Below are 22,175 nucleotides of genomic sequence, written 5' to 3'. Positions count from 1 at the left end.
TCGTGCGGGACCACACCTGGGCGGGATATCCGCCACCGAAGACGTTGCGACCCTTCACATTGATCAGGGGATGCGACGTCGGTCCGCGCGGGTCCGCGAGGGTCACGGCCGCGGCGAGCTGGGGGATGTAACCCGCGAAGGAGGCGGTGCTGAACCCCTCCGCGGTGCCGGTCTTGCCGGCGGCCGGCCGGCCGATCTGCCCGTTCCCGCTGGCCGTCCCGTGGTTGATGACCCCCTGCAGCACGGCGCTGACCTTGTCCGCAATCTTCGGGTCGAGCACCTGCTGGCAGGGAGCGCCGGTGTCGAAGGGAAGCGGCCGGTCCGTCCCGCCCACCCGCTGGGTGATCGCGAGCACGGTCCGCGCGTCGCACTTCCTGCCCCGCGCGGCCAACGTCGCGTAGGCGATCGCCAGATCGAGGGTGCTGATCTCGTTGGATCCGAGGGTGGAGGAGCCGTCAACCCGGCCGATCCCGTCCACCCCCCTGCATTCGGGATCGTTGTTGTTGTGCTGCCGGATCCGGCACGAGGTGACGCCCATGCGACGGGCCACCTCGGCCGTCTTCAGCACGCCCAGCTTCTCGGCGAGCTGGATGTAGTAGGTGTTGACCGATGACCAGGTGGCGGTCGTCAACGAGTAGAAACCGTCCTCGCTGGAGTCGGCGTTGCCGTAGCAGTTCTTGCCCTGGGGATCCGGGTTCGGGAAGACGTTCGAGTGGTAGCAGAGGGGGGCGTGCAGCGTCGTGGAAAGCGGTAGTCCCGATTCGAGCGCGGAGATCAGAGTGAACACCTTGTAGGTCGATCCCGAGGAGAACGAGTCCTCGTCGACGGGATAGATCTCCTTGGTGTGGACGAAGTCCGTGGACAGAGCGGCGGGCTGTCCGTCCGCCGCCGGGCCGTAGACCCGGTTGATCGCCAGGGCGAGCACCTGGCCGGTGTTCGGCTGCACCATCGCGACGCTCGCCGCCACCCGGTTCCCGATCGGGATGACCTCGGTCGCGGCCGACTGCGCCGCCTGTTGCGCCACCGGGTCCAGCGTCGTTCTGATCGTGAGGCCGCCCTCGAACAGCAGTCTGCGCGCGTCCTCCTCCGTCGGGGCGAAGGATCTGTCGTTCAGCAGCCGCTGGCGCACGAGGGCGCAGAAGAACGGCGCGACCGAGTCGGCGCAGGGATCGGCCGAGTGGGGCGGCCGGTTGAGCACCACCTCGCCGTCGTGCGCCTGGTGAAAGGCCGCCGCGTCGATGTGATGAAGTTCGAACATGCGGTCGAGGACCACGTTGCGCCGTTCCCGCGCCGCCTGCGGATGCATCACCGGGTTGAAGGCGGTCGGGTTTTTCACCAGGCCGGCCAGCAGCGCCGCCTGCGGCAGGGTGAGCTTGTCGACGTCGACGTTGAAGTAGTGCTGCGCGGCTACCTGGACGCCGTACGCGCCATCGCCGAAGTAGGCGATGTTGAGATAACGCTCGAGGATCTCGTCCTTACTCAGATGGGCTTCGAGGTACAGCGCATAACGCGCTTCCCGAAGCTTGCGCTGGACGGTCTGCTCGGTCGCGGCCTCCTTCGCCTCGGCCGTCGTCGCGGACATCAGAAGAACGTTCTTGACGTACTGCTGGGTCAGGGTCGAGCCGCCCTGGGTGACCTCGCCGTTCTCCCGGTTGGTGAGATACGCCCGGACGAGACTCTTGTAATCCAGCCCGTCGTGCTCGTAGAACCGGGAATCCTCGATGTCGATGATCGCCTGACGCATCACCGGCGGAACGCGGCCCAGGGACACGACCTCGCGGTCCTGCTCCCCGCGCAGCACGGCGAGGACGTTCCCCCGCGCGTCGAGGACGCGCGACGCCTGGGCCAGCGGGGGGACAGCCAGGTTGGCCGGCAGGTCGAGGAAGTCGTCCGCGCCGCCCTTGACGGTCAGTCCGGCCGCCCCCACCACCGGCAGGGCCAGCATGCCGACGAGCACGCCCGCCACCACGCTGATCACACCGGCGCCGAGCAGCCGCGTGGCCACGAACCCCAGCCGGCGGGCCGATGATGCGATGGGACGAGGCGCGGGCTGGTCGACGTCGCCGAAGCGGAGTTCGTCAGGCTCGTACCGGCGCCCCGGTACACGATCGCGGGCGGAATCCTCGAACCGCCCACGACCGGGCGTGGGGTGCCCAGGGGGCGCGGTCATCCAGGGACCTCCGTCCAGCCAGGCTGGGCCACCCGTCGGAGCATACGGGCCAACATTCGATCAACAAGCGCCACCCCCGCCGCCCCGATTTCCACGAACACCGCAAGGCGGCGGCCCATCGCAGCCGATAATGCCGTGAGCTGGGACGTCGCAGTTCCAGCCCCGGCCGGCGACCCTGCCGGTCCCGGGCGCGCCCCGGAGGACCGTGACAACCTCCACACCGGCTGCCCCGCCGTCCACGCTCCACACCTCTACTTTTAGGCGTCATCGTGATTTCTGTCCCACAGTGGGGCAATCTCGTCAAAACGGAAACGAAGCGATGAAGAACCCGCACCACCTCCGAGCCGATACCTCATTGTCACGCAACAGACATGCGGAAGTCACAGACAGCACTACCATGGCGATCCGGATCAATGGCCCGGACTAGTCATTTGGACAACCACCCGTGTGGGGTCTGTGCCGTGGCCACGCCACTCCGTACGGTTTCGGGGCAACGCCACGTCACCACCCGCACGGGCCCCTGACCCGGACTCGAGAAGAAAGGCAGGTGGCATGACCAGAAGCCTGACCCCCACCGTCAGCACGCCACGCCGTGCCAACACGACCCATCTCGTGGGTTCCACCGTCGACGGCGACTGGACGGCCCACGCCGCCTGTCGCGACCTCGACCCGGATGAGCTGTTCGTCCAGGGCGCCGCCCAGAACCGGGTGAAGACCCGGTGCTTCGGCTGCGCCGTCCGCACCGAGTGCCTCGCGGACGCTCTCGACAACCACGTCGAGTTCGGCGTCTGGGGGGGCATGACCGAACGGGAGCGTCGCGCGCTGCTACGTCGCCGCCCGGACGTCACGTCCTGGCGGAAGCTGCTCACGGACGCCCAGGCCGATCACAGATCGGCCTCCGCCGGCTGATTCAGCGGTGGTCCGACCAGTCCCCCAAGGCCGATCGGATCCTTCGCCGGCTATCCCCGCCCGAGGACAACGTCGTCCCGGTCCGGGATCACACACATCCGCTGTCAACCGCGTTCTCTCGCCCGGATGAACCGGGGCTCGCCGATCAGGATGATCAAGCTGATCAAGCGGTCCGATCCAGCCGTTCGTCACGCGCGAGCGCATCGCCGATCTCCCGCAGTCCGACGAGATCGTGCACGTCTTCCGACAACGCCTCCACCTCCACCATCGGGGTGTCGGGATGGGCGCTGGTGAACCGCTCCCGCAGCCGCGCCTCCCGGCTCGCTAGCCGGACCCGATCGGCGTGGATGCGCAGCACCGCGGCGGCAAGCGGATGCTCCCCGTGCTCCTCGAGGTTCTCGGCGGCGGCGAGGCTGCGCTCGACGTTGAGCGCCTCGGCATCGCTGTGGTGCATCCGGTTCACGACCAGTCCGGCGAGGGGCATCCCCTCCGCGTCGAGCCGATCGACGAAGTAGGACGCCTCCCGTAGCGCCGCGGCCTCGGGCGCGGCGACCACGATGAACGAGGTGCCGGGATCGCCGAGCAGGCGGTAGGTCTCCTCCGCCCTCGCCCGGAAGCCACCGAACATCGTCTCCAGTGCCGCCACGAACTGGCTGACGTCGGTCAGCAGTTGGGCGCCGAGCACCTTGGTGAGGACTCGAGTGAACATGCCGAGGCCGGCGCCGAGCACCTTCACGTACGCCCGCCCGCCGGCCTTCGCCGGCGCGAGCAACAGTCGTAGCAGCCTTCCGTCGAGGAAGGCCCCGAGCCTCGTCGGAGCATCGAGGAAGTCCAGTGCCGACCGGGTCGGGGGCGTGTCGACCACGATCAGATCCCACATGCCGGTGGCGTCGAGCTGGCCGAGCTTCTCCATCGCCATGTATTCCTGGGTGCCGGCGAAGGAGGACGACAGCGACTGGTAGAAGGGGTTGGCAAGGAGGGCCTCGGCCCGCTCGGGGGTGCTGTGCGCCAGGACGATCTCGTCGAACGTCCGCTTCATGTCCAGCATCATCGCGTCGAGGCGACCACCGGCGGCACCGGCCACCTCGCGTGGGGTGTTGTCGAGCGCGGTCAGGCCCAGGGCCTGGGCGAGTCGCCGCGCCGGGTCGATCGTCAGGACGACGACGTTGCGCCCGCGCTCGGCCGCCCGCAGCGCGAGCGCCGCGGCCATGGTCGTCTTGCCGACCCCACCCGAGCCACAGCAGACCACGATTCGTTCCGTGTCGAGCATCGCGTCGACGTCGAGCAGTGGCACGCCGGCCGGATGCGGACGCGTCCGGCGCGTTCCCGGCCCGCCGCGGCGCGCCGCCGACTGCCGGACGCTCCCCGCTGCCGGCCTTCGCCGCCCCGCGGACGGCCCGGCGGACGGCGCCCCGGGTTCCCGCCGTGGTGCACCGGGCGTCGGGCACGCGGAGCTCATGCCACCATCTGCTGCGCCCGCAGCATCTCCGCGAACCGGTAGACAGTGCCGAGGTCGACGCCGTCCGCGACCAGCGGCACCTCATACACGGGGCGGCCGAGCCCGGCGATCTCCGCACGCTCAGCCGCCTCCAGCGCGACGCGATCGGCGTGCTGGGCCGCCTCCCAGGCCAGCGCCTCGACCAGCTCAGGGGTGGGCTCCATCCCAGCCTCCTTGATCCCGGCGGCAATCTCCTCCCGGTCCAGCTCCCCGCGCCGGGCTAGGCGGGACTCCTTCGCGCGCAGCAGGGGCGGGCGGGTCATGTTGACCACCACACCGCCGAGCGGCAGACCAGCACGGGTCAGCTCGGCCACGCCGTCCACCGTCTCCTGCACCGGCATCTCCTCGAGGAGGGTGACCAGATGCACGGCGGCCCGATCGGGCGCCAGCACGGCCATCACGCTGTCGGCCTGGGCCCGGATCGGCCCGACCTTGGCCAGCCCCGCCACCTCCGCGGTGACGTTGAGAAACCGGGTGATCCGACCAGTGGGCGGCGCGTCGAGCACCACCGCGTCGTAGGCCAGCCCTCCCGGCCGGGTGGCGTCGGGCCGGTTGACCGCCTCCTTGACCTTGCCGGTGAGCAGCACGTCGCGAACCCCGGGAGCGACGGTCGTGGCGAAATCCACCGCGCCGATCCTGCCCAGGGCCATCCCGGCCCGCCGCAGGTTGTAGAACATCTCTAGATACTCCAGCAGGGCCTCGTCCGCGTCGATCGCCAACGCGAACACCTCCCCGCCGCCGGGAGCGCTGGCCACCTTGCGCTCCCGGTAGGGCAACGGAGGGGTGTCGAACAGCTGCGCGATCTGCTGCCGGCCCTCGACCTCGGTGAGCAGGACTCGACGACCATCGGTCGCAAGCGCCACGGCCAGCGCGCCGGCCACGGTCGTCTTGCCGGTACCGCCCTTGCCGGTAACGATGTGCAACCGCCGGTCCCATGGACCGGCCACCCCGCTACTCACTTCCTTGGTCACGGTGTTCTCACTGTCGATCACAGCGTTCTCGCTGTCGGTCACGGTGTTCTCGCCGTTCACAGGCTTGACCGTACCCGCGTGCACGGTCCCCACCACGGTGGTGAGTCGGGAGAAAACCCGCGGCGCACCGCGGGGCGAGCCAAGGTAGGGGATGTGGGGAGAGGTGACCGGGACGATGTGGCGGCGAAGGCTCGGGCCCGGTGACACGGGTGTCCGGAACCGTCGGCGCGATGCTCTAAGGTCCGGTGTCATGCAGACGAAGTGGGAGTACGTGACGGCGCCGGTGCTGATCCACGCCACCAAGCAGATTCTCGACAACTGGGGTGAGGACGGCTGGGAGCTGGTCCAGATCGTTCCCGGTCCCAACCCCGAGAGCCTCGTCGCCTACTTCAAGCGTCCCAAGAGCCAGTCCTGACATGGCCGCACCGAGCGAACGCCTGGCGGCGCTGGGCCTGACGCTGCCGCCGGTCCCGACCCCGGCCGGCGCCTACCTTCCCGCGGTCCGGGCGGGCGGCCTGATCTGGACGGCCGGTCAGCTCCCGCTGGTGGACGGCCGGCTGGCCCACACCGGCCTGGTGGGCGCGGGCGCCGAGGTGACCGTCGAGCAGGCCGCGGAGCTCGCCCGGACGGCCGCGCTCAACGCGCTGGCGGCAGCGGCGTCGGTGGCCGACGGACTCGACGGGATCACCCGGATCATCAAGGTGGTTGGATTCGTCGCGAGCGCCCCCGGCTTCACCGGCCAGCCAACGGTCGTCAACGGGGCGAGTGAACTGCTCGCGGCGGTCTTCGGCGAGGCCGGTCAGCATGCCCGCTCGGCCGTCGGTGTCTCGGCGCTGCCGCTGGGCGCACCGGTCGAGATCGAACTGGTGCTCGGGGGGTAGTAGGCGGTCCCGCCGGTGCCGGCCTCGGGATCGCGGCGGCGCGCCGCGGCCGCCGGGACAAACAAACCCCGCCTCGGCACCAACGGCTCTAGCATCTGGGCAATGGTTGACCACAAGGCTGCCCTGATCGCTCGGCTGCGCTGGTCCCCGGCCGACGGAGGCCGCCGCGACGAGGTGACGGCGCGCCATCCGCCCGCGCCACCCGCGGCGGTGCGCGATGCCTCGACGGTCGTGCTGCTGCGCGACGCGCCGGGTAACCAGGGGATCGAGGCATACCTGCTGCGCCGGGCAGCGACCATGGCGTTCGCCGGTGGGATGTACGCATTCCCAGGTGGACGAGTAGATCCGGCCGATATGGGGCCGGACGTGCCCTGGGCGGGTCCATCGGTCGCCGAGGTCATGCACGCGCTCGACGCTGATCCCGCACTCGCCCGCGCGCTCGTCTGTGCCGCCGTGCGGGAGACCTTCGAGGAATGCGGGATCCTGCTGGCCGGCGCGGTGGCGGGCGAGGACGGCCGGCTCGGCGGCGGCCCGGAGGCGCTCAGCGATCAGCTGCGGGCCGCCGAGCGCCTCGCACTGGAACGGCACGAGCTCGGCCTGAGCACCCTGCTCCGCAAATACTCCCTCGTGCTGCGGGCCGATCTCCTCGCCCCCTGGGCCAGATGGGTGACTCCCGAGACCGAGCCGCAACGGTACGACACCAGGTTCTTCGTCGCGGCGCTTCCCACGGGCCAGCATCCCGGCCAGCCCTCCAGCGAGGCGGACCGGATGCAGTGGATACGCCCCGCGGACGCCCTCGAACGCCATACGGCCGGGACGATGGACATGCTGCCACCCACCGCGTTCACCCTCGCCGAACTGTCCGAATACGACGACGTCGCGGCGGTGCTGGCCGCCGCCCACGCCCGCGACCTGTCGCCGATCATGCCGAGGATTCTGGTCAGCGGCGGCGAAGCGCGCCTCCTGCTGCCGCATGACGAGGCATACGACGACCCGGGAAACCACGACGATCTGCGGGACGCGGGCCCCGCCGACCGGGCGCAGCAGTAGCCATGGCCGCGCCTCGACAGATCACTCCCCTGGCCGCCGTGCTTCTCGCTCCGAATCCGGGCCCGATGACGCTCGACGGCACCAACACCTGGATCCTGCGCACCGCCGGCGAGGAGAGGTGTGTGGTCGTGGACCCCGGCCCGGACCACGCCGGACATCTGGCGACGGTCGCGGCGGCCGGCCGCGTCGACCTGATTCTGCTGACCCACGGCCATGTCGACCACAGTGCCGGCGCGGCCACGTTGCACGATCTCACCGGCGCCCCGGTCCGGGCGCTCGACCCCGTCTTCCGGCTGGGATCGGAGGGGCTCACGGCCGGCGATGTGATCGCCACGGCCGGCATCGAGCTCCGGGTCCTCCCCACTCCGGGGCACACCGCCGACTCGTTGTCGTTCTTTCTACTCGGGGAAGACAAACCACTCGGGGAAGACGGGCCGCCCGGCGGAGACGAGCACCCCGCGGATTACCGGGACCGGCCGGAGCCGGGCCCGGCCTCCGGCGGCCTCCTGCCCGGTCCGGCGGTGCTGACCGGAGACACGATTCTCGGGCGTGGCAGTACCGTGGTCGCCCACCCGGACGGCCGTCTCGGCGACTACCTGGACAGCCTGCGGCTGCTGCGGGAACTCGGCGAGACCACCGTGCTGCCCGGCCACGGCCCCGAACTGCCCGCGGCCGGCCACGCGGCCGAGCGATATCTGGCTCACCGCCACAGCCGACTCGACCAGGTGCGGCGTGCTCTGGTGGACGCCGGGGTCGACGCCGCGGAGGCGGATGCGGCCGACGTGGTCCGCCGGGTCTACGCGGACGTCGACCGCGCCCTGTGGTTCGCGGCGGAACTGTCGGTCCGCGCCCAGCTGACCTACCTGCGGGAGCACCCCGACGGCGCCTGATCAGCCCAGCCGGCCAGCCGGAAGGCCGATGGCGAGCGGCACGTCCGTGGCAGCGGTAGCCGGACGGCCGCCTCACACCACCGAGAGATATCGGGACACCACCGAGAGATATCGGATCGATACCACGCGGCGGTATCGCACCACGCAGCGGTATCGCAGCAGCATCGACGCGGCTGCGGTCGGTCATCCGACAGGACGGGATTCGGGGAAGGAGACCCAGGCCACTAAACTCTGGCACGGAGGGAACCGCCCGTGCGCAGGATGACGATTTCGACCAGCCGGAAACCGGGCGACCGGTCCGGCCCCCACCCACCGGCCACCCGGACGGGAGGCCCCACCCATGGTGATCACAGCTCCGCACACGGGCCCGCTGCGGTGCCCCCGGTGCAGCTCGGCGGCCGTTCCGGGCGGACGATTCTGCTACCACTGCGGCTTGGAGTTCACCTCGGTCGAGAGTCCCGCGGTAGATGCTTCCGAGCGCCGGGTCGTCACCGTTCTGTTCGGTGATCTGTCCGACTTCACCGCCTGGGCGGAGGATCGCGATCCGGAACGCGTCGGGGAGATGACCGATCGGGTCCTCGCCGCCCTCGCCCACGAGATCGACGAGGTCGGCGGCCGCGTCGACAACCTTACCGGCGACGGCATCATGGCCGTCTTCGGGGCCCCCACCGCCCATGAGGATGACCCTGAACGTGCCGTTCGGGCCGCCGCCGCGATGCAGGAGACCGTTCGTCGGCTGGTGCTCACCTCCACGGGGGGTGACGATGACGGCCGGCTCGGCCTGCGGGTGGGCGTCAACACCGGCGAGGTCCTCGCGGGGGTGCAGGCCGCACTCTCTTACACCGTGATCGGCGATACCGTGAACACCGCAGCCCGGTTGTCGGCCGCGGCCACGATCGGCACCGTCTACGCCGGCCGGGAGACCGCGCTCTCCACCCGGTCCGTGGCCACCTGGCGAGAGCTGCCCGACCTGGTCCTCAAGGGCAAGCGGGAGCCCGTCCCAGCCTATGAGCTGGTGAGCCTGCGCCCGTCGAACGTCGCCCGCCCCGGACTCGCCGACGACGCCATGTTCCTCGGCCGGGACGCCGAGCTCGCCTCGCTGACCGATCTGTTCGACCTGGTCGTCACCAACCGGTCACCCGAGGTGGCGCTGATCGCCGGGGAGGCCGGGATCGGCAAGACCCGGTTGGCCGTCGAACTCGCCTGTCGGGCGGAGCGGACCCCCGGCACGACGGTGCTCTGGGGACGGACGGTCCGGCACGGTGACGGCCACGGGCTGGCGCCCCTGGTCGACGTCGTTCGCAACGCGTGCGGGGTGACCGACGGCGACTCCCTCGACCGGGTGGCCGACCGCGTCCGGCGAACTGTGGCGGGGCTGGCGCATCCGCACAGCGGTGCCCGGCTGCCACCCGGCATCGCCGACCGACTGCTGCTGCTGCTCGGCGTTCCGCTCGACCGGCGGTCCGCCGTCGCCACCGCGGCGGCTCCGGGGGATCCGGCGGCCCGGGCCTCGCACATCGCGGAGGCCGAACAGCGGTCCGTCGACGCGACGGTGGACGCGGTCGCCCTGCTCCTCGGCGCGCTCGCGTCCTCCGGGCCCATCCTGGTCATGATCGACGATCTGGAATGGGCGACCAGCCAGCTCAGCGACGCGATGAGCCGGCTGGCCTCGGCGTTGTCCGGACCGGTTCTGCTTGTGCTGCTGGACCGGACGGGTCCACGGCTCGCCGAGCTGCCCCACATCCATCGCATCGCCCTGCAGCCGCTGAGCCTCGAGGCCTCCAGCCGCCTGTTGCAGGATCATCTCGGCGGGGTGCAGCTGGAGCCCCGCGGCCGGGCCGATCTGCTCTCCCGGGTGCATGGCAACCCCTTCTTCCTGGTGGAGCTGCTCAACCTGCTGATCGACCGCGGAATGCTGCACCAGTCGGCCGAGACAACCAATGGGGAGTGGCCGGGTTGGGTCCTCGAGGGCTCCCTGACGGAGGCGACTCTTCCCGCCGGGGTGCAGTCGGTGCTGGCCGCCCGCATCGACGATCTCGACCCGGTGGCCAAGGCGGTGCTGCGCGCGGCGGCGGTGCTCGGCCCGCGGTTTCCAGCCGAGGCGCTGCCGGTGGTCGACGAACGGCCCGCCGAGGAGGTCACCCGCGCGCTGCGGGTACTGACCGAGCGCCAGCTCGCCCGGCCGCCCCGGGCGACGGAGACGAGGTGGCGGTTCGTCCATCCCATGGCCCGCGACGCCGCCTACGCCGGGCTGCCCAAGGTCGAGCGGGCCCGCCGGCACGCCACGGCGGCGCGCTGGGGGGTGACGGCGATGGTCGGCAGCTCGCGGGCCGTCTCCACCTTTGTCGCGAACCACGCCCTGCGGGCCTATGACCTGGCCGCATCGATGAACCTTCCCGCCACCGATCCGGCCTGGTCGTCCCGGATGTCCGGGTTCCACGCACATGTCCGGCTGGCGCGCGAGGCGCTGGCCCGAGACGATCATCGGGCCGCCGCCGACCTGCTGGCCAACGCGCGCCGTCTGGGCCGCGGCATCATCGACCCGGATGAGGACAATGCCGCCCGCGTGCTGCACGCTGAGGCCCTGGTCGCGCTGCGCCAACTCGACGAGGCCGAACGCACGCTACGCCCCACGCTACGGGCCAACGCACCCGCCCGACGGGCCGCCGCCTTCTCCGTGCTCGGCGAGCTGCGCCAGAAGCAGGGACGCGCCGAAGAGGCGGCGCAGTGCCTGCTCACCGCCCTGGAATCGGCGCAACAGGCCGGTGACGACCACGCGGAGGCCGCCGCGTTGCGCCGGCTGGGCATGCTCGAATACAACGCTGGCCGCATCGACGCGGCGGAGGAGCGATACCGCGAGGCCCTCGCGATCGCCCGCCAGGTCGACGACCCCCGCGGGGTCGGTTGGGCGTTGCAGCACCTGGCCTGGAGCGCCACCACCCGGGGGGACTACCCCCGCGCCGAGCGGACGCTGCGCGAGGCGTCCGCGGTGTTCGACCGGCTCGAGGACACCGGCGGCCTCGGCTGGTGCCGGGGCACGGAGGCGCTGGTGCTGCTGCTGTCCGGGCAGCTCACCCGGGCCCGCGAACTCACCCGCGAACTGATCGAGCTGGCCAGTTCCGTGGGCGAGCAGTGGGGGATGGCCGTCTGCCTCACCATCGACGCGATAGCGGCCGCCGAGCTGGGCGACATCGCCACCGCCGAGGCCCACGCGGAGCGGGCCGCTGAGCTGTTCGCCAGCATCGGCGACGCGTGGGGAACGATGCTGACCCTGGTCGCCCGTGGGCTGGCGGCCCGTGGCACCGGCGAACCGGCCCGCGGGGCAGAGTACCTGGAACAGGCGTGTGCCGAGGCGGCCGCCCGCGGGCACGTCGTCGTCGGCGCGCTGGCCCGGGTGCTGCTCGGGCTGACCTGGCTCGACGCCGGCGAAGTGGACAAGGCCGGGCAGGCCGCCGAGATCGCGCAGGCGGACCTCGCGCAGCTGGAGTTGCGCCCGCATGCCCAGCTCGGGGCGAAGGTACTGGTCGCGCAGATCGCCCGGGCTCGCGGGCGGCTCGATGAGGCGACCGAGCTGTTGCGGGAGGCATTGTCGGCAAGCGAACCGGCAACCCTGATGTTCCCCCGCCGGCAGGCATACGCCCATCTCGCCGGCATCCTGTTGGATGCCGGGCAGCCCGCCCAGGCTCTCATCGTGGCCCGGCGCGCGGTCAACGTGGGTGCCGAGGACGTACGCGCCCAGGTGCTCGGTTACCGCGCGCTCGGCACCGCGTTGGTGGCCAACGGCGATCTGGAAGGCGGTCGTGCCGCCTATCTGCGGGCCCTGGCGGCCGCGACCGCCACGGGGGCTGTCAGCGAGGCGCCGCAGACCCGCCGGCTGCTGGGGAACTTGCCGGTCAGCGGGGCCGCCGACGCCGCCGGCGGCGCGACCACCACCCCCGCGGGCGTGGCCGGGACGACCGGATAACCCGCTGGAGCGGTCACCTCCCGTGGCCAGGCCTTGCGCGCGTCGACCGGCGCTCGAGGCCCCGGCGGGACCCCGAGCTTTTCGCCGGTCGCCGGTCGCCGGCCTCAGCGTGCGCGGCGGGACAGGCGTTCGCGATCGAGCAGCACGACCGCGCGGGAGTCCAGGCGCAGCCAGCCCCGGGTGGCGAAGTCGGCGAGCGCCTTGTTCACCGTCTCCCGGGATGCGCCCACCAGTTGGGCCAGTTCCTCCTGCGTGAGTCCGTGCTCGACACGGACACCGGCGGCCTCATTGCCGGGCTGTGCCGGCTCTCCGAAGCGTTCCGCCAAGTCGAGGAGGGCTTTCGCCACTCGCCCCGGCACATCCGTGAACACCATGTCAGCAACGTTGTCATTGGTACGCCGCAACCGGCGGGCCAGCACTCGTAGGAGCATCGCGCCCGCCTCCGGGCGTGATCGCAGCCAGGGACGCAACGCGGTATGTTCCAGCGACAGCAGCGATGCATCCGTGACTGCCGTAGCGGTAGCCGTGCGGGGGCCGGGGTCGAACAACGACAGCTCTCCGAACAGGTCTCCGGGACCCATCACGGACAGCAGGTTCTCCCGGCCGTCGGCCGACTGACGTCCTATCTTCACCTTTCCGGACAGGACGACGAAGACCCGGTCCCCGACATCTCCTTCACGGAACAGCACGTCCCCACGGGTGACCTCCTGCCGATCAAGATGGTCAGAGAGGGCCATTCGGTCCTGCTCGGACAGCCCTACGAACAGTGGTACGCGGGCAAGCAGATCCTCCACGGTCCTGAGCATGCCAGGACTATCGGCAGAGAGCACGGCCAGGGACCCCCAGATGGCTCCGACAGGCCGATCGACAGGACCCGACAGGCCCGATCGGCCCGGCCTAGCCCCGCGCGGTCAGGCGGCTCGATGCTTGCCCGGCGGCGGTCGGCGCAGACGCCGCCGGTAGCGCTCCAACGCGGCGGGGAGGCCCTGATTGACGAAGGTGCTGACCTCGTCCGGCCGGGCGTTGTCGAGGAAGCCCTCGAGGCCCTTACCGGTGTCGGCGGCATTCAACGGACGTTCCACCCGTTCCATCGCCAGCAGAAGGCCGAGAAGCAGCAGGGGAAAGGTGACCGCGGCAATGACAAACATGACCTCTCCATGGTGGCCGACCGGCGACCATCACATGCGACCGGGGGTGGGTGTGTCGCGCATCGGCCACCTGGCCGGAGCCCGTTCGGACCACCCGGCAGCGGTGCCGGACGGGCGGATCGACCGGCAGATACGCTGCCAGACATGCCCGCAACCGTCGACGCCGCGGCGGAGACCCCGCTCGCGAAGACCCGGCGGGCTCGCCGGATAGTGCGTCTGCTGGGCAATATCCATCCCGACGCCCACATCGCGTTACACTTCGACAACGCTCTCGAACTGCTGGTCGCCACCGTCTTGTCGGCCCAGTGCACGGACAAGAAGGTCAACGAGGTCACTCCTGGAGTGTTCGCCCGTTATCGGACCGCAGCCGACTATGCGGGCGCGGACCGCGCCGAACTCGAGGACATGCTGCGACAGACCGGGTTCTTCCGCGCCAAGGCGAACTCGCTGATCGGCATCGGCGCGGCCCTGACCGAACGCTTCGACGGTGAGGTTCCACGGTCGCTGGCGGCCCTGATGACCTTGCCGGGCGTCGGTCGCAAGACGGCGAACGTCGTGCTGGGGCATGCGTTCGACCTGCCCGGAATCACCGTCGACACTCACGTCGGGCGGCTGTCCCGCCGCTTTGGGCTGACCACTCAGACCGACCCCGTCAAGGTCGAGTCGGACCTGGCGGCGCTCATCGAACAGCGGGACTGGACCATCGCCTCCGATCGCATGATCTTTCATGGGCGACGGATCTGTCACTCGCGCCGCCCGGCCTGCGGCGCCTGCGGGCTGGCCCGACTGTGCCCGTCCTTCGGGCTCGGCCCCACTGAGCCTACCGAGGCGGCCCGGCTGGTCCGGGGAACACGCAACGACGTCGAAACCCTGCGATGAACGAGATGCCAGCCAACGCCGACGGCGCCTTCGACGCCGACGGGGCCACCATCCCCCCGCCCCCGGCCTGGCTGCGCACTCTGGCGGAGAAGGCCGGGCAAGCCCTCGTGACCAGCCGGACCCATCCGGGTCATGCGGGCGCGGATGCTCGACCGGCCGCCGTACTCATCCTGTTCGGCGATGATGGCCCGGAGGGGCCGGACATCCTCCTGCTCGAACGGGCGGCCGAGCTGCGCAGCCATGCCAACCAGCCCGCGTTCCCCGGTGGCGCCACCGACGCGACGGACGAGTCGCGGGTGCACACGGCGCTGCGCGAAGCCGAGGAAGAGGTAGGGCTCGATCCCGCGGGGGTCGAGGTGCTCACCGTCGCCTCCCCGCTCTACCTGCACGCCAGTCGTTATCTCGTGACCCCGGTGATCGGCTGGTGGCGTATTCCGTGCGCAGTCGTGCCCGTCGATCCCGCCGAGACCTCGTCGGTCGCCCGGGTACCACTCGCGGAGCTGGCCGACCCGGCCAACCGGGTCATACTGCGCCACCGCACCGGCCTCGCCGGACCCGCCTTTCGGGTCCGCAGCATGCTGGTGTGGGGCTTCACCGCGGGCATCCTCGATGTTCTTCTCCGTCTCGGCGGGTGGGAACAGCCGTGGGACGACACCGAGCTCATCGACTACCCAGTCGCGCGGGCCACGACCAGCGGGACCCCGGTCATGCCCGCGCAGACGTCCCGCCCGCCGGCACCGTCCCCTGCACCGCTACAGTCCGGTCCACTGGACAAGTCCCCGCCACTGGACAAGTCCAGCCCGCCGACGGCACCGGCATCGCCCTGCGACGAGAGGCACAGCTGATGACCAGCACCGCGGACCGTGACCATGCGGGACCGCGACCGTCCATCCACTCCCCCCGGCAGGGGCGGTCACGACGGCCGGGTGGTATCCAGCGCCCGCCCGCTCGGGTGGCCTGGATGGACCGGGCGGGCTGGACCGGACGGACACCCCGGCTGGGCCGGCTCACGGTAGCCCTCGGGCTGGCGCTCGGTCTGTTCCTGGGCGCCGCGGGCTGCGGCGGCTCGGGCAAGGACGGCGCGTCGACGGGGCCCTCCCTCACTCCCACCGAGGGAGCGGGCGGCCTGCAGATCTTCGCCGTCACGGGCCTGCCGAACCTGCACTTCTCCGCGATGGAACTGGTGGCCAGGCCGGGGCGGATCCGCGTCGACTTCTCGGTCACGCCGCAGTCCCCGCCGCACAACTTCGTCATTCCGCGGATTCCCGAGGCACACACGCGCATCGTCTCCGCGGGAGAGCCACAGAGCATCACCTTCTCCGTGACGGAACCGGGTAGCTACCCGGTGGTCTGCACTCTGCATCCCAACATGACAGCCACACTGAAGATCTCCTGAGCCGAACCGACGCCCGTCGTGCTCAACGTCCTGGACATCGTTCTTCTCCTGCTCGCCGTGCTCTTCGCGATCTCCGGGTACCGGCAGGGCTTCCTGGTGGGCGCGCTGTCGTTCGTCGGCTTCCTCGGCGGCGGTGTGCTCGGTGCCAAGGTCGCGAAGCCCTTCGCCGAACTGATCGGTCAGGAGAGCCACGGCGCCATGGTCGGTCTCCTGACCGTGCTCGGTCTCGCCCTGGTCGGGCAGGTCGCGGGCACCGCGGTCGGGGTCGCCATCCGGAACCGGGTGACCTGGCGCCCCGGCAGGGCCGTCGATGCCGCCGCGGGTGCGGTGCTCTCCGGCTTATCGGTGGTTCTTGTCGCCTGGCTGCTGGCGACGGCCGTCGATCGGTCGCCCTTCGAGTCCCTCGCTCGCTCTGTCCGGGAATCGCGGATCCTCGCCACCGTGGACGCCGGGATGCCCAACGAGGTCCGCAGTGCATTCGCCGACCTGCGCCAACTGGCTGACAACAACGGCTTCCCCGAGGTCTTCGCCGGGCTCGGCGGCGGGCGCATCGTCGCCGCCGATCCGCCCGATCCCGCTTCCACCCAGACTGCCGGGGTCCGCAACGCGGCGGCGAGCATCGTGAAGATCCGTGGCGTCGCCAGGTCCTGCGACAAACGGGTCGAGGGATCCGGGTTCGTCATCGCCCCGCAACGCGTCATGACCAACGCGCACGTCGTAGCCGGGGTGCACCGTCCGATGATCGTGCTGGCCTCGCGCACCCTGCCGGCCGAGGTCGTCCTGTTCGACCCCGACCGGGACGTCGCCGTGCTCCGCGTGCCGGACCTGCAACGGCCGCCGCTGCGGTTCCGGATAAACCCACCGGCCGCGGCCGAAGATGCCGCAGTGATTGCCGGTTATCCCCAGGACGGGCCCTACACCACTGTGGCGGCGCGCGTCCGCAACCATCAGACCGCCCAGGCCCCGGACATCTACTCGCACGGCCTCGTCCTGCGCGACATCTACGCGGTCCGCGGACGGGTGCTGCCGGGAAACTCCGGTGGACCCCTGTTGTCCGAAAGCGGGGACGTCCTGGGTGTCGTGTTCGCCGCGGCCGTCAACGACAGCGGCACCGGTTACGTCCTGAGCGCCGCCGAAGTGGCCAGGCCTGCCGCCGCCGGGGTGATCGCCACGGCGGAGGTGAGCACGCAGGGGTGCAACTGACCGCCGGTACTCCCGCACCGACGGCCGGGCGACGCTCAGGGACGAAGCCAGCCGAGCAGTTCGGCGTTGACGAGGTCGGGGGCCTCCTCATGCGGGAAGTGCCCGATCTCACCGAGCAGGCGCCAGGTGTAGGGACCGCTGACGTAGCGCCCGGCGCCCTGGGCGGTGGACGGCAGGAAACAACGGTCCATTTCCCCGTGTATCTGCAGGGTCTCCATCCGCAGCGACCGACGGAGGACACTACCGAAACGCGCCCCATCGGGCCGGAACAACGACCGGAAGATCCACCGGTGGTACTCCAGGGAGCTGTGCGCCACCCCGGGAATGCGCATTGCCGATCGATATCGCCGCTCGGCCTCGGCATCCGGATACCCCGGTCCTCCCCAGCCGCGTAGCAGCGTTGCGACGTGGGCGGCGTCCTCGGCCACCAGGACCCGTTCGGGCCGCCATGGCAGCTGAAAACCGAGCATGTACCGGCTGGCGGCACCCTGACCACGGGGATCCGCCGCGATCTGGTGCCGCAGCCGCAGCGGATGAGGCATGGCCAGGATCGCGAGCCGACGCACCACCATCGGGTGACGAACCGCGGTGGTCCAGCCAAGCAGCCCACCCCAGTCGTGGCCCACGACCGCGGCGTCCGGTTCCCCCAATGCCCTGACCAGACCGGCCACGTCATCGGAGAGAGTGAAGGCGTCATAGCCCCGAGGCGGCTTGTCACTCGCTCCATAGCCGCGCAGGTCCGGCGCGACGACGCGGTAGCCCGCCGCCGCCAGCGCGGTGAGTTGGTGACGCCAGGCCCACCAGAACTGCGGGAAGCCGTGCAGCAGCAGGACGAGCGGGCCACTCCCCAACTCCGCCACGTGCAGCCGGGTACCGTTGGCAGACACGTCACGGTGCCGCCACGGCCCGTCGACCAGGACGGTGGCGGGCTCGGGAACGGTGTCCTCCATCGCCTGCCAGGATGGCAGACCAGCCATCGGCCCCGGACCGGCGGTGCTCGTGACGGGCCGGTCGTGGGGTCCGCAGTCGGCCCTCGAACGTCCGCCGCCGGCTCCATCGCCAGACCCTCTGCCGACCGCCGGCAGGCTTGGGTACCGGCGGACACCGCGCACCCAGCGCGGGGGTGTCAGTGCCCGCGCTGGCCCGGGTGGGCGGCCGCATCCGCCGACCCGACCGCGTCTCCCGGTCCGACCGGGCCCGCCGACCCGACTGGGGCGGTCGTGGGATTACGTAGCCAGGTGATGTCGTCGCGCACGGTCTGGATGGTCCGCTCGGGCGGGGAGAGCTTGCGGAACCGCGCCATCGCGAACAGGGCCAGCAGCCCCGCAACGACGAGGTAGAGACCGGCCGTCAGCAGATAGGACCAGAAACGCTCGATGCCGGCCCAGGTGAACAGCTCCCCCAGAAAGATCGTGACGGCGATCAGAGCGCAGAACCCGAGGCCGGCCGCCACCGCCAGAAAACCGATTCCGAGCACAGCTGACACCGCCTGCTGGGCGAGCTCGGCCTTGGCCAGGTTGATCTCCTGACGAATCAGCAACGAGACATCGCGAGTGGCCAGGGCCACCAGCTCACCCAGCGTCGGCTCACGGCCGTCCCGAGCCTTCCCGGCTGCGATCGACACTTCTGGTCCTCCCTCTGGCGGCGACCCGCCCGTGCTGGACGGCGGGACAGTTCGCGCTACCACCCTGATCCGACCTGCGCCCTGATCCGACAGGGTCCGAACCGGCGGTGGACCGGGAAGCCCCACCGGAGGCCATCCGCCCTGGGCCCCTCCGGCCCATACCGTCAACACCCTCCCGGCCGACCGTCCCCCGTCGTGACGCGGTCCGCCGCCCCGGTCCCTCTACGCAGTCTCCCCCGCGCGGAGCCGCCCGGAGGCCCAACGACGCGGCTCAGACCTGTGACTCCTCCTACGGGTCTCACCGTCTTCCCGCTTGGCCCGCACGGCCCGGGCGGTCCGACCCCGCGTGGCCCAGCCCGCATGGCACGAACGGGTAGCGTGCGAGCTGTGAGTCTCCGCCCGTCTGGAACAGTCCTCGCCGCCGATCCACTCGCCCGTGTTGCCGCTCTGCCCGGAGTGCGCGAAGCGGCGGACAGCGCCCGATCCGCGGTGGACACGCTCCTGCGCCACCGCGTTCTGCGCCGCCAGAGCGCCGAGGTGACCGCGGAGGCATCGTTGCGGGCCGCCCGCGCCTGCGCCGCCCTCGAGGGATACGAGATCAGCCTGGACGAACTGCGGGCGCACCTGGCCCGATCCGGGCCCGAAGGTGTGCTCCCCGGTCTGGAGAAGACGGACGCGTCGGAGGCCGGAGCGGTCACCGACCGCGGTACGCGGAACGACGCCGCCATGGCCGGATCCGGCCATCCGTTCCCTGTCGTCCTCGGCACGGTTCGGCTCTACGCCGAGCTGGGCATCCTGGTTCCGGCCTGGGAGCAGGCACCGCGACAGGCCCTGGCCCGCATGCACGTGTTGCTGGGCCGGGGTTTCGTCCCGGACGACGAGCTCGGTCGTCCGCGGGCCGATGCCGGCACCCGGGAGATCCTCGACCCGTTGCGGTTGGGCCCGCCTCCCCACTCGGTGGAGACCTCGGTCCGGCTGGATGGCCTGACCGGACTCCTCGTCGCGCCCACGAGCGCGCCGGCGATCGTGGTGGCCGCCGTGGTGCACGGGGAACTGCTGGCCCTGCGACCGTTCGGCGCCCTCGACGGGGTCATCGCCCGGGCCGCCGCCCGCCTGGTCCTGATCGGCCGGGGCCTCGATCCCAAGGCGCTCACGGCGACCGACGTGGGGCATCTCGAGCTGGGACAGAACCCGGCGAGCATCCTGCGGGTGGACCGCACCGGGGACGTCATCGCCGGGGACGTCATCGCCGGGTACCGCGAGGCCGCCGCAGCCTATGTCGGTGGCGGCGCCGACGGCGTGGCCATCTGGGTACGGCACTGCGCGAAGGCCCTGGAACTCGCCGCACGGGAGTCCCTCGCCGTCTGCGAGGCGCTCGCCCGGACCTGATCCACACTTACGGCGCGATTGACGCACCTGACGGATCCGCTGCACGGATGGACCACAACGAACCTGCCCGTATGAACCACTCGGTACGGACCCCTGCGTGGGCCGCCGCCCCTCCTGCCACGTAGGCGGCAGCCACGCGTTCCCGGCCTGCGGTCTCGGCAGGGTCTCGGCCGGTCGAAACCTCCATCAGAACATCTTCAGGCCCTGTGGAGGGCGGTCATCCACAGGGCCTGTCGCGGCGCATGGTGAGACCACGTCTTCCCCGACCCCGATGGGAACGAGGCCGCCGTGTCCCCTGCGCCGCCCCTGCTGACCGCCGCGGAGAACCACGGTCCGGTCGTACGCCCGCTCATCGTCACCGCCATTCCGGACCTGCTTGACGATCTGTTGCGGCTTGCGGCGGCCGCCGGTGTATCGATGACGGTCGCCGCCGAGATGAGCGCGGTGCGCCGCAACTGGACGTCAGCCCCATGATCATCGTCGGAATGGACGAGATCGAGCCGTGCATCGCGGCCGCGCTGCCCGATCGACGGCATGTCGTCCTGGTCGGAGGACACGTCGACGACGGCCGGGTGTGGGACGCCTCCGTGCGCATTGGCGCCGATCACGTGGTCTTCCTTCCCGAAGCCGAGCCCTGGCTCGTCGACCTCCTCAGCGATCTCGACGGGCTCGATCGGCATCATTCGGTGACGCTGGGCATCATCGGCTGCCGCGGCGGGACGGGAGCCTCCACCTTGGCCGTCTCGCTAGCCCTGGCCGGGCTGAGGCACGACCTGCGCACGATGCTGATCGACGCGGATCCGCACGGTGGTGGGCTCGCCCCCGCCTTCGCCCGCCTCGTGCCGTCCATGTCCGGTGCCTTCCCTGGCGGGGAGACCTCCAGCCTGGCGTCGCTGTTTCCCGCGCGCCACGACCAGCACGACCAGATGGACGGGAACGGCCCGGTCGGGCCGATCGCCTGGTCCGGCCTGCTGCCCCGCCGGGGTGACCTCTCCGTGGTGTCCTGAGATCCCGCTGTCAGCCCAGCCGTTCCCCCGGCGACGATGGCCACCCTGCTCGCGACCGCTCGTTGCACGTCCGACCTGGTGATCCTAGATCTCCCCGGCCGAGGGAATCCGGCGGCCACCGCAACCGACGCGGGCACCACCGTGGCCCTGCGGACCTGCCAGACGGTGCTGATCGTCACGCCCGCGGACCTGCCGTCGATCGTGGCGGCCGAACGTGTCTGCTCGGCTGCCATCCGCCAGGCTGCCGATGTGCGCGCCGTCGTCCGGCTGCACCCATCCGACCGCCTCACCCCGGAGGCGATCGCCACGATGCTCGGCGTGCCACTGGCCGGGGTGATCAGCAGCCGACGGCACCGTCCGGTTCCCACTCGCGACCGCTACGGCGGCTCAGCCAGCGGGAACACCATCGATCGCCTCAGCGAGGAACTGCTGACCCGCCTCGGCGTTCTCGGGCCACGGGTGTGGCCCGATCCGGAGGCCTGGTCATGACCGGGCTCGGCGAGCGACGCAGGTCCCCATTCCCCGCCACAGGTCACGCGGCCGCACCGGCTGCCCGAGCGGCCGCGAGGCCCGCGGTCTCCACACGATCTTCACCGCCGTTCGCAATCCCGCCGGAACCGCTCGAACCACCGGAACCACCGGAACCACCGGAACCGACGACCGTACCCGCGGAGCCGCTCGGAGCCGGCCCGCTGGATCCCCTCCTCGCTGATCCACACGTCACCGATGTCCTGGTCAACGGGCCCGGCGAGGTCTGGGTGGAACGCCGGGGCCGGCTCATCCGTACCTCGGTCGCTTTCGCGGACGAGGAAGCGGTGCGGCGCCTGGCCGTTCGTCTCGCCGCGACGGCCGGGCGGCGCCTGGACGCCGCGATGCCCTTCGCCGACGTGCAACTGCGCGACGGAACCCGGTTGCACGCGGTTCTGGCACCGATTGCGGTGCAGGGTACGTGCCTGTCGCTGCGACGGACCCGGCGTCGCCCCTTCACCTTCGACGAACTCGTGCTCGCCGGAACAATGAGCCCGGCCGTGGCGGCCGTGCTGCACGCAGTCCTGAGCGCCCGACTTGCGATCGTGGTGACCGGGGGAACCGGCTCGGGCAAGAGCACGCTGCTTGCCGCGCTACTGGGAGCGGTGCGCCCCGACGAACGGATCGTGCTAGGGTCTGTTTGGGAAGTACGTCCCGGGGTTGGCCGT

Annotated in this window: 22 protein-coding genes; 15 read left to right on the top strand and 7 right to left on the bottom strand. The window is 71.1% G+C overall.

The window, feature by feature from the left end:
- The coding region (locus tag AC08OQ_RS06455; RefSeq protein WP_476611945.1) for a transglycosylase domain-containing protein at positions 1-2,170 on the bottom strand (2,170 nt) is incomplete at its 3' end.
- 552 nt (positions 2,171-2,722) lie between these two features.
- Here AC08OQ_RS06455 and AC08OQ_RS06450 point away from each other — a divergent pair.
- Positions 2,723-3,079, top strand: coding sequence for a WhiB family transcriptional regulator (locus tag AC08OQ_RS06450; RefSeq protein WP_462185921.1), 357 nt, complete (start codon positions 2,723-2,725; stop codon positions 3,077-3,079).
- Positions 3,080-3,242: 163 nt separating this feature from the next.
- Here AC08OQ_RS06450 and bagB read toward each other — a convergent pair whose 3' ends face one another.
- Both bagB and bagA read right to left on the bottom strand, forming a co-directional pair.
- Positions 3,243-4,538 carry an ATPase BagB gene (gene bagB, locus AC08OQ_RS06445; RefSeq protein WP_476602285.1) on the bottom strand — a complete coding sequence of 432 codons (1,296 nt, stop codon included), beginning with the start codon at positions 4,536-4,538 and terminating at the stop codon, positions 3,243-3,245.
- On the bottom strand, positions 4,535-5,566 hold the full coding sequence (gene bagA / locus AC08OQ_RS06440; RefSeq protein ID WP_476602286.1) for an ATPase BagA: 1,032 nt from the start codon (positions 5,564-5,566) through the stop codon (positions 4,535-4,537). Before bagA ends, bagB begins: the two co-directional genes overlap by 4 nt.
- Before the next feature lie 232 nt (positions 5,567-5,798).
- On the opposite strand from bagA, the gene AC08OQ_RS06435 reads away from it, so the two are divergent.
- The 5 genes from AC08OQ_RS06435 to AC08OQ_RS06415 all read left to right on the top strand — a co-directional run bounded on the left by AC08OQ_RS06435 (position 5,799) and on the right by AC08OQ_RS06415 (position 12,333).
- Complete coding sequence (locus AC08OQ_RS06435) at positions 5,799-5,963, top strand: DUF4177 domain-containing protein (RefSeq protein ID WP_462185919.1); 165 nt, start codon at positions 5,799-5,801, stop codon at positions 5,961-5,963.
- A gap of 1 nt (position 5,964) precedes the next feature.
- Positions 5,965-6,429, top strand: a complete 465-nt coding sequence (locus tag AC08OQ_RS06430; protein WP_476604910.1) for a RidA family protein — start codon at positions 5,965-5,967, stop codon at positions 6,427-6,429.
- Positions 6,430-6,531: 102 nt separating this feature from the next.
- The gene (locus AC08OQ_RS06425; RefSeq protein WP_476601664.1) at positions 6,532-7,479 is read left to right on the top strand and encodes an NUDIX hydrolase; all 948 of its coding nucleotides are present in this window, start codon (positions 6,532-6,534) and stop codon (positions 7,477-7,479) included.
- A gap of 2 nt (positions 7,480-7,481) precedes the next feature.
- Positions 7,482-8,369, top strand: a complete 888-nt coding sequence (locus tag AC08OQ_RS06420; protein WP_476601663.1) for an MBL fold metallo-hydrolase — start codon at positions 7,482-7,484, stop codon at positions 8,367-8,369.
- A gap of 340 nt (positions 8,370-8,709) precedes the next feature.
- Positions 8,710-12,333: a tetratricopeptide repeat protein gene (locus AC08OQ_RS06415; RefSeq protein WP_476601662.1), complete on the top strand. Its 3,624-nt coding sequence runs from the start codon at positions 8,710-8,712 to the stop codon at positions 12,331-12,333.
- A 104-nt stretch (positions 12,334-12,437) separates the two neighbouring features.
- On the opposite strand, the gene AC08OQ_RS06410 is transcribed toward AC08OQ_RS06415, so the two are convergent.
- Entirely contained in the window at positions 12,438-13,070 is a 633-nt protein-coding gene (locus AC08OQ_RS06410) for a Crp/Fnr family transcriptional regulator (protein WP_476611944.1), read from the bottom strand.
- Between the two features lie 174 nt (positions 13,071-13,244).
- The gene (locus AC08OQ_RS06405) at positions 13,245-13,481 is read right to left on the bottom strand and encodes a hypothetical protein (protein WP_023840719.1); all 237 of its coding nucleotides are present in this window, start codon (positions 13,479-13,481) and stop codon (positions 13,245-13,247) included.
- A gap of 144 nt (positions 13,482-13,625) precedes the next feature.
- Between AC08OQ_RS06405 and nth the strand changes: the two genes are divergently transcribed.
- From nth to AC08OQ_RS06385, 4 genes are read left to right on the top strand one after another with little or no spacing between them, the layout of a single operon-like run.
- Entirely contained in the window at positions 13,626-14,360 is a 735-nt protein-coding gene (nth, locus tag AC08OQ_RS06400) for an endonuclease III (RefSeq protein WP_476604909.1), read from the top strand.
- On the top strand, positions 14,357-15,205 hold the full coding sequence (locus tag AC08OQ_RS06395) for an NUDIX hydrolase (protein WP_476604908.1): 849 nt from the start codon (positions 14,357-14,359) through the stop codon (positions 15,203-15,205). The genes nth and AC08OQ_RS06395 overlap by 4 nt, the downstream gene beginning before the upstream one ends.
- Positions 15,205-15,756, top strand: coding sequence for a hypothetical protein (locus AC08OQ_RS06390; protein ID WP_462202809.1), 552 nt, complete (start codon positions 15,205-15,207; stop codon positions 15,754-15,756). The genes AC08OQ_RS06395 and AC08OQ_RS06390 overlap by 1 nt, the downstream gene beginning before the upstream one ends.
- A gap of 18 nt (positions 15,757-15,774) precedes the next feature.
- Complete coding sequence (locus AC08OQ_RS06385; RefSeq protein WP_476601730.1) at positions 15,775-16,959, top strand: MarP family serine protease; 1,185 nt, start codon at positions 15,775-15,777, stop codon at positions 16,957-16,959.
- Between the two features lie 35 nt (positions 16,960-16,994).
- On the opposite strand, the gene AC08OQ_RS06380 is transcribed toward AC08OQ_RS06385, so the two are convergent.
- The gene (locus tag AC08OQ_RS06380; protein ID WP_476594877.1) at positions 16,995-17,909 is read right to left on the bottom strand and encodes an alpha/beta fold hydrolase; all 915 of its coding nucleotides are present in this window, start codon (positions 17,907-17,909) and stop codon (positions 16,995-16,997) included.
- Between the two features lie 176 nt (positions 17,910-18,085).
- Positions 18,086-18,583: a phage holin family protein gene (locus tag AC08OQ_RS06375; protein WP_476594863.1), complete on the bottom strand. Its 498-nt coding sequence runs from the start codon at positions 18,581-18,583 to the stop codon at positions 18,086-18,088.
- Between the two features lie 360 nt (positions 18,584-18,943).
- On the opposite strand from AC08OQ_RS06375, the gene AC08OQ_RS06370 reads away from it, so the two are divergent.
- The 5 genes from AC08OQ_RS06370 to AC08OQ_RS06350 all read left to right on the top strand — a co-directional run.
- On the top strand, positions 18,944-19,972 hold the full coding sequence (locus tag AC08OQ_RS06370; RefSeq protein ID WP_476601729.1) for a hypothetical protein: 1,029 nt from the start codon (positions 18,944-18,946) through the stop codon (positions 19,970-19,972).
- A gap of 288 nt (positions 19,973-20,260) precedes the next feature.
- Positions 20,261-20,446 (top strand): hypothetical protein, encoded by a 186-nt coding sequence (locus AC08OQ_RS06365; RefSeq protein ID WP_476601728.1) that lies wholly within the window; start codon positions 20,261-20,263, stop codon positions 20,444-20,446.
- Positions 20,386-20,979 carry a septum site-determining protein Ssd gene (gene ssd / locus AC08OQ_RS06360; protein ID WP_476601731.1) on the top strand — a complete coding sequence of 198 codons (594 nt, stop codon included), beginning with the start codon at positions 20,386-20,388 and terminating at the stop codon, positions 20,977-20,979. The genes AC08OQ_RS06365 and ssd overlap by 61 nt, the downstream gene beginning before the upstream one ends.
- 36 nt (positions 20,980-21,015) lie before the next feature.
- Positions 21,016-21,468 (top strand): CpaE-like family protein, encoded by a 453-nt coding sequence (locus AC08OQ_RS06355; RefSeq protein ID WP_476611943.1) that lies wholly within the window; start codon positions 21,016-21,018, stop codon positions 21,466-21,468.
- Positions 21,465-22,175, top strand: a 711-nt coding sequence (locus tag AC08OQ_RS06350; RefSeq protein WP_476611942.1) for an ATPase, T2SS/T4P/T4SS family, incomplete at its 3' end; no start/stop codon positions are given. The genes AC08OQ_RS06355 and AC08OQ_RS06350, both read left to right, overlap by 4 nt.

It is taken from the genome of Frankia sp. CcCS3, assembly GCF_977927575.1.
This window is presented reverse-complemented; position numbering and strand designations above follow the sequence as displayed.

Excerpts from the sequence above, each read along its gene's own strand:
- AC08OQ_RS06450 (WP_462185921.1), top strand. The coding sequence starts at position 2,723 with ATGACCAGAAGCCTGACCCCCACCGTCAGCACGCCACGCCGTGCCAAC.
- bagB (WP_476602285.1), bottom strand. The coding sequence starts at position 4,538 with ATGAGCTCCGCGTGCCCGACGCCCGGTGCACCACGGCGGGAACCCGGG.
- AC08OQ_RS06435 (WP_462185919.1), top strand. The coding sequence starts at position 5,799 with ATGCAGACGAAGTGGGAGTACGTGACGGCGCCGGTGCTGATCCACGCC.
- AC08OQ_RS06430 (WP_476604910.1), top strand. The coding sequence starts at position 5,965 with ATGGCCGCACCGAGCGAACGCCTGGCGGCGCTGGGCCTGACGCTGCCG.
- AC08OQ_RS06425 (WP_476601664.1), top strand. The coding sequence starts at position 6,532 with ATGGTTGACCACAAGGCTGCCCTGATCGCTCGGCTGCGCTGGTCCCCG.
- AC08OQ_RS06420 (WP_476601663.1), top strand. The coding sequence starts at position 7,482 with ATGGCCGCGCCTCGACAGATCACTCCCCTGGCCGCCGTGCTTCTCGCT.
- AC08OQ_RS06415 (WP_476601662.1), top strand. The coding sequence starts at position 8,710 with ATGGTGATCACAGCTCCGCACACGGGCCCGCTGCGGTGCCCCCGGTGC.
- AC08OQ_RS06410 (WP_476611944.1), bottom strand. The coding sequence starts at position 13,070 with ATGGCCCTCTCTGACCATCTTGATCGGCAGGAGGTCACCCGTGGGGAC.
- AC08OQ_RS06405 (WP_023840719.1), bottom strand. The coding sequence starts at position 13,481 with ATGTTTGTCATTGCCGCGGTCACCTTTCCCCTGCTGCTTCTCGGCCTT.
- nth (WP_476604909.1), top strand. The coding sequence starts at position 13,626 with ATGCCCGCAACCGTCGACGCCGCGGCGGAGACCCCGCTCGCGAAGACC.
- AC08OQ_RS06395 (WP_476604908.1), top strand. The coding sequence starts at position 14,357 with ATGAACGAGATGCCAGCCAACGCCGACGGCGCCTTCGACGCCGACGGG.
- AC08OQ_RS06390 (WP_462202809.1), top strand. The coding sequence starts at position 15,205 with ATGACCAGCACCGCGGACCGTGACCATGCGGGACCGCGACCGTCCATC.
- AC08OQ_RS06380 (WP_476594877.1), bottom strand. The coding sequence starts at position 17,909 with ATGGAGGACACCGTTCCCGAGCCCGCCACCGTCCTGGTCGACGGGCCG.
- AC08OQ_RS06370 (WP_476601729.1), top strand. The coding sequence starts at position 18,944 with ATGGCACGAACGGGTAGCGTGCGAGCTGTGAGTCTCCGCCCGTCTGGA.
- AC08OQ_RS06355 (WP_476611943.1), top strand. The coding sequence starts at position 21,016 with ATGGCCACCCTGCTCGCGACCGCTCGTTGCACGTCCGACCTGGTGATC.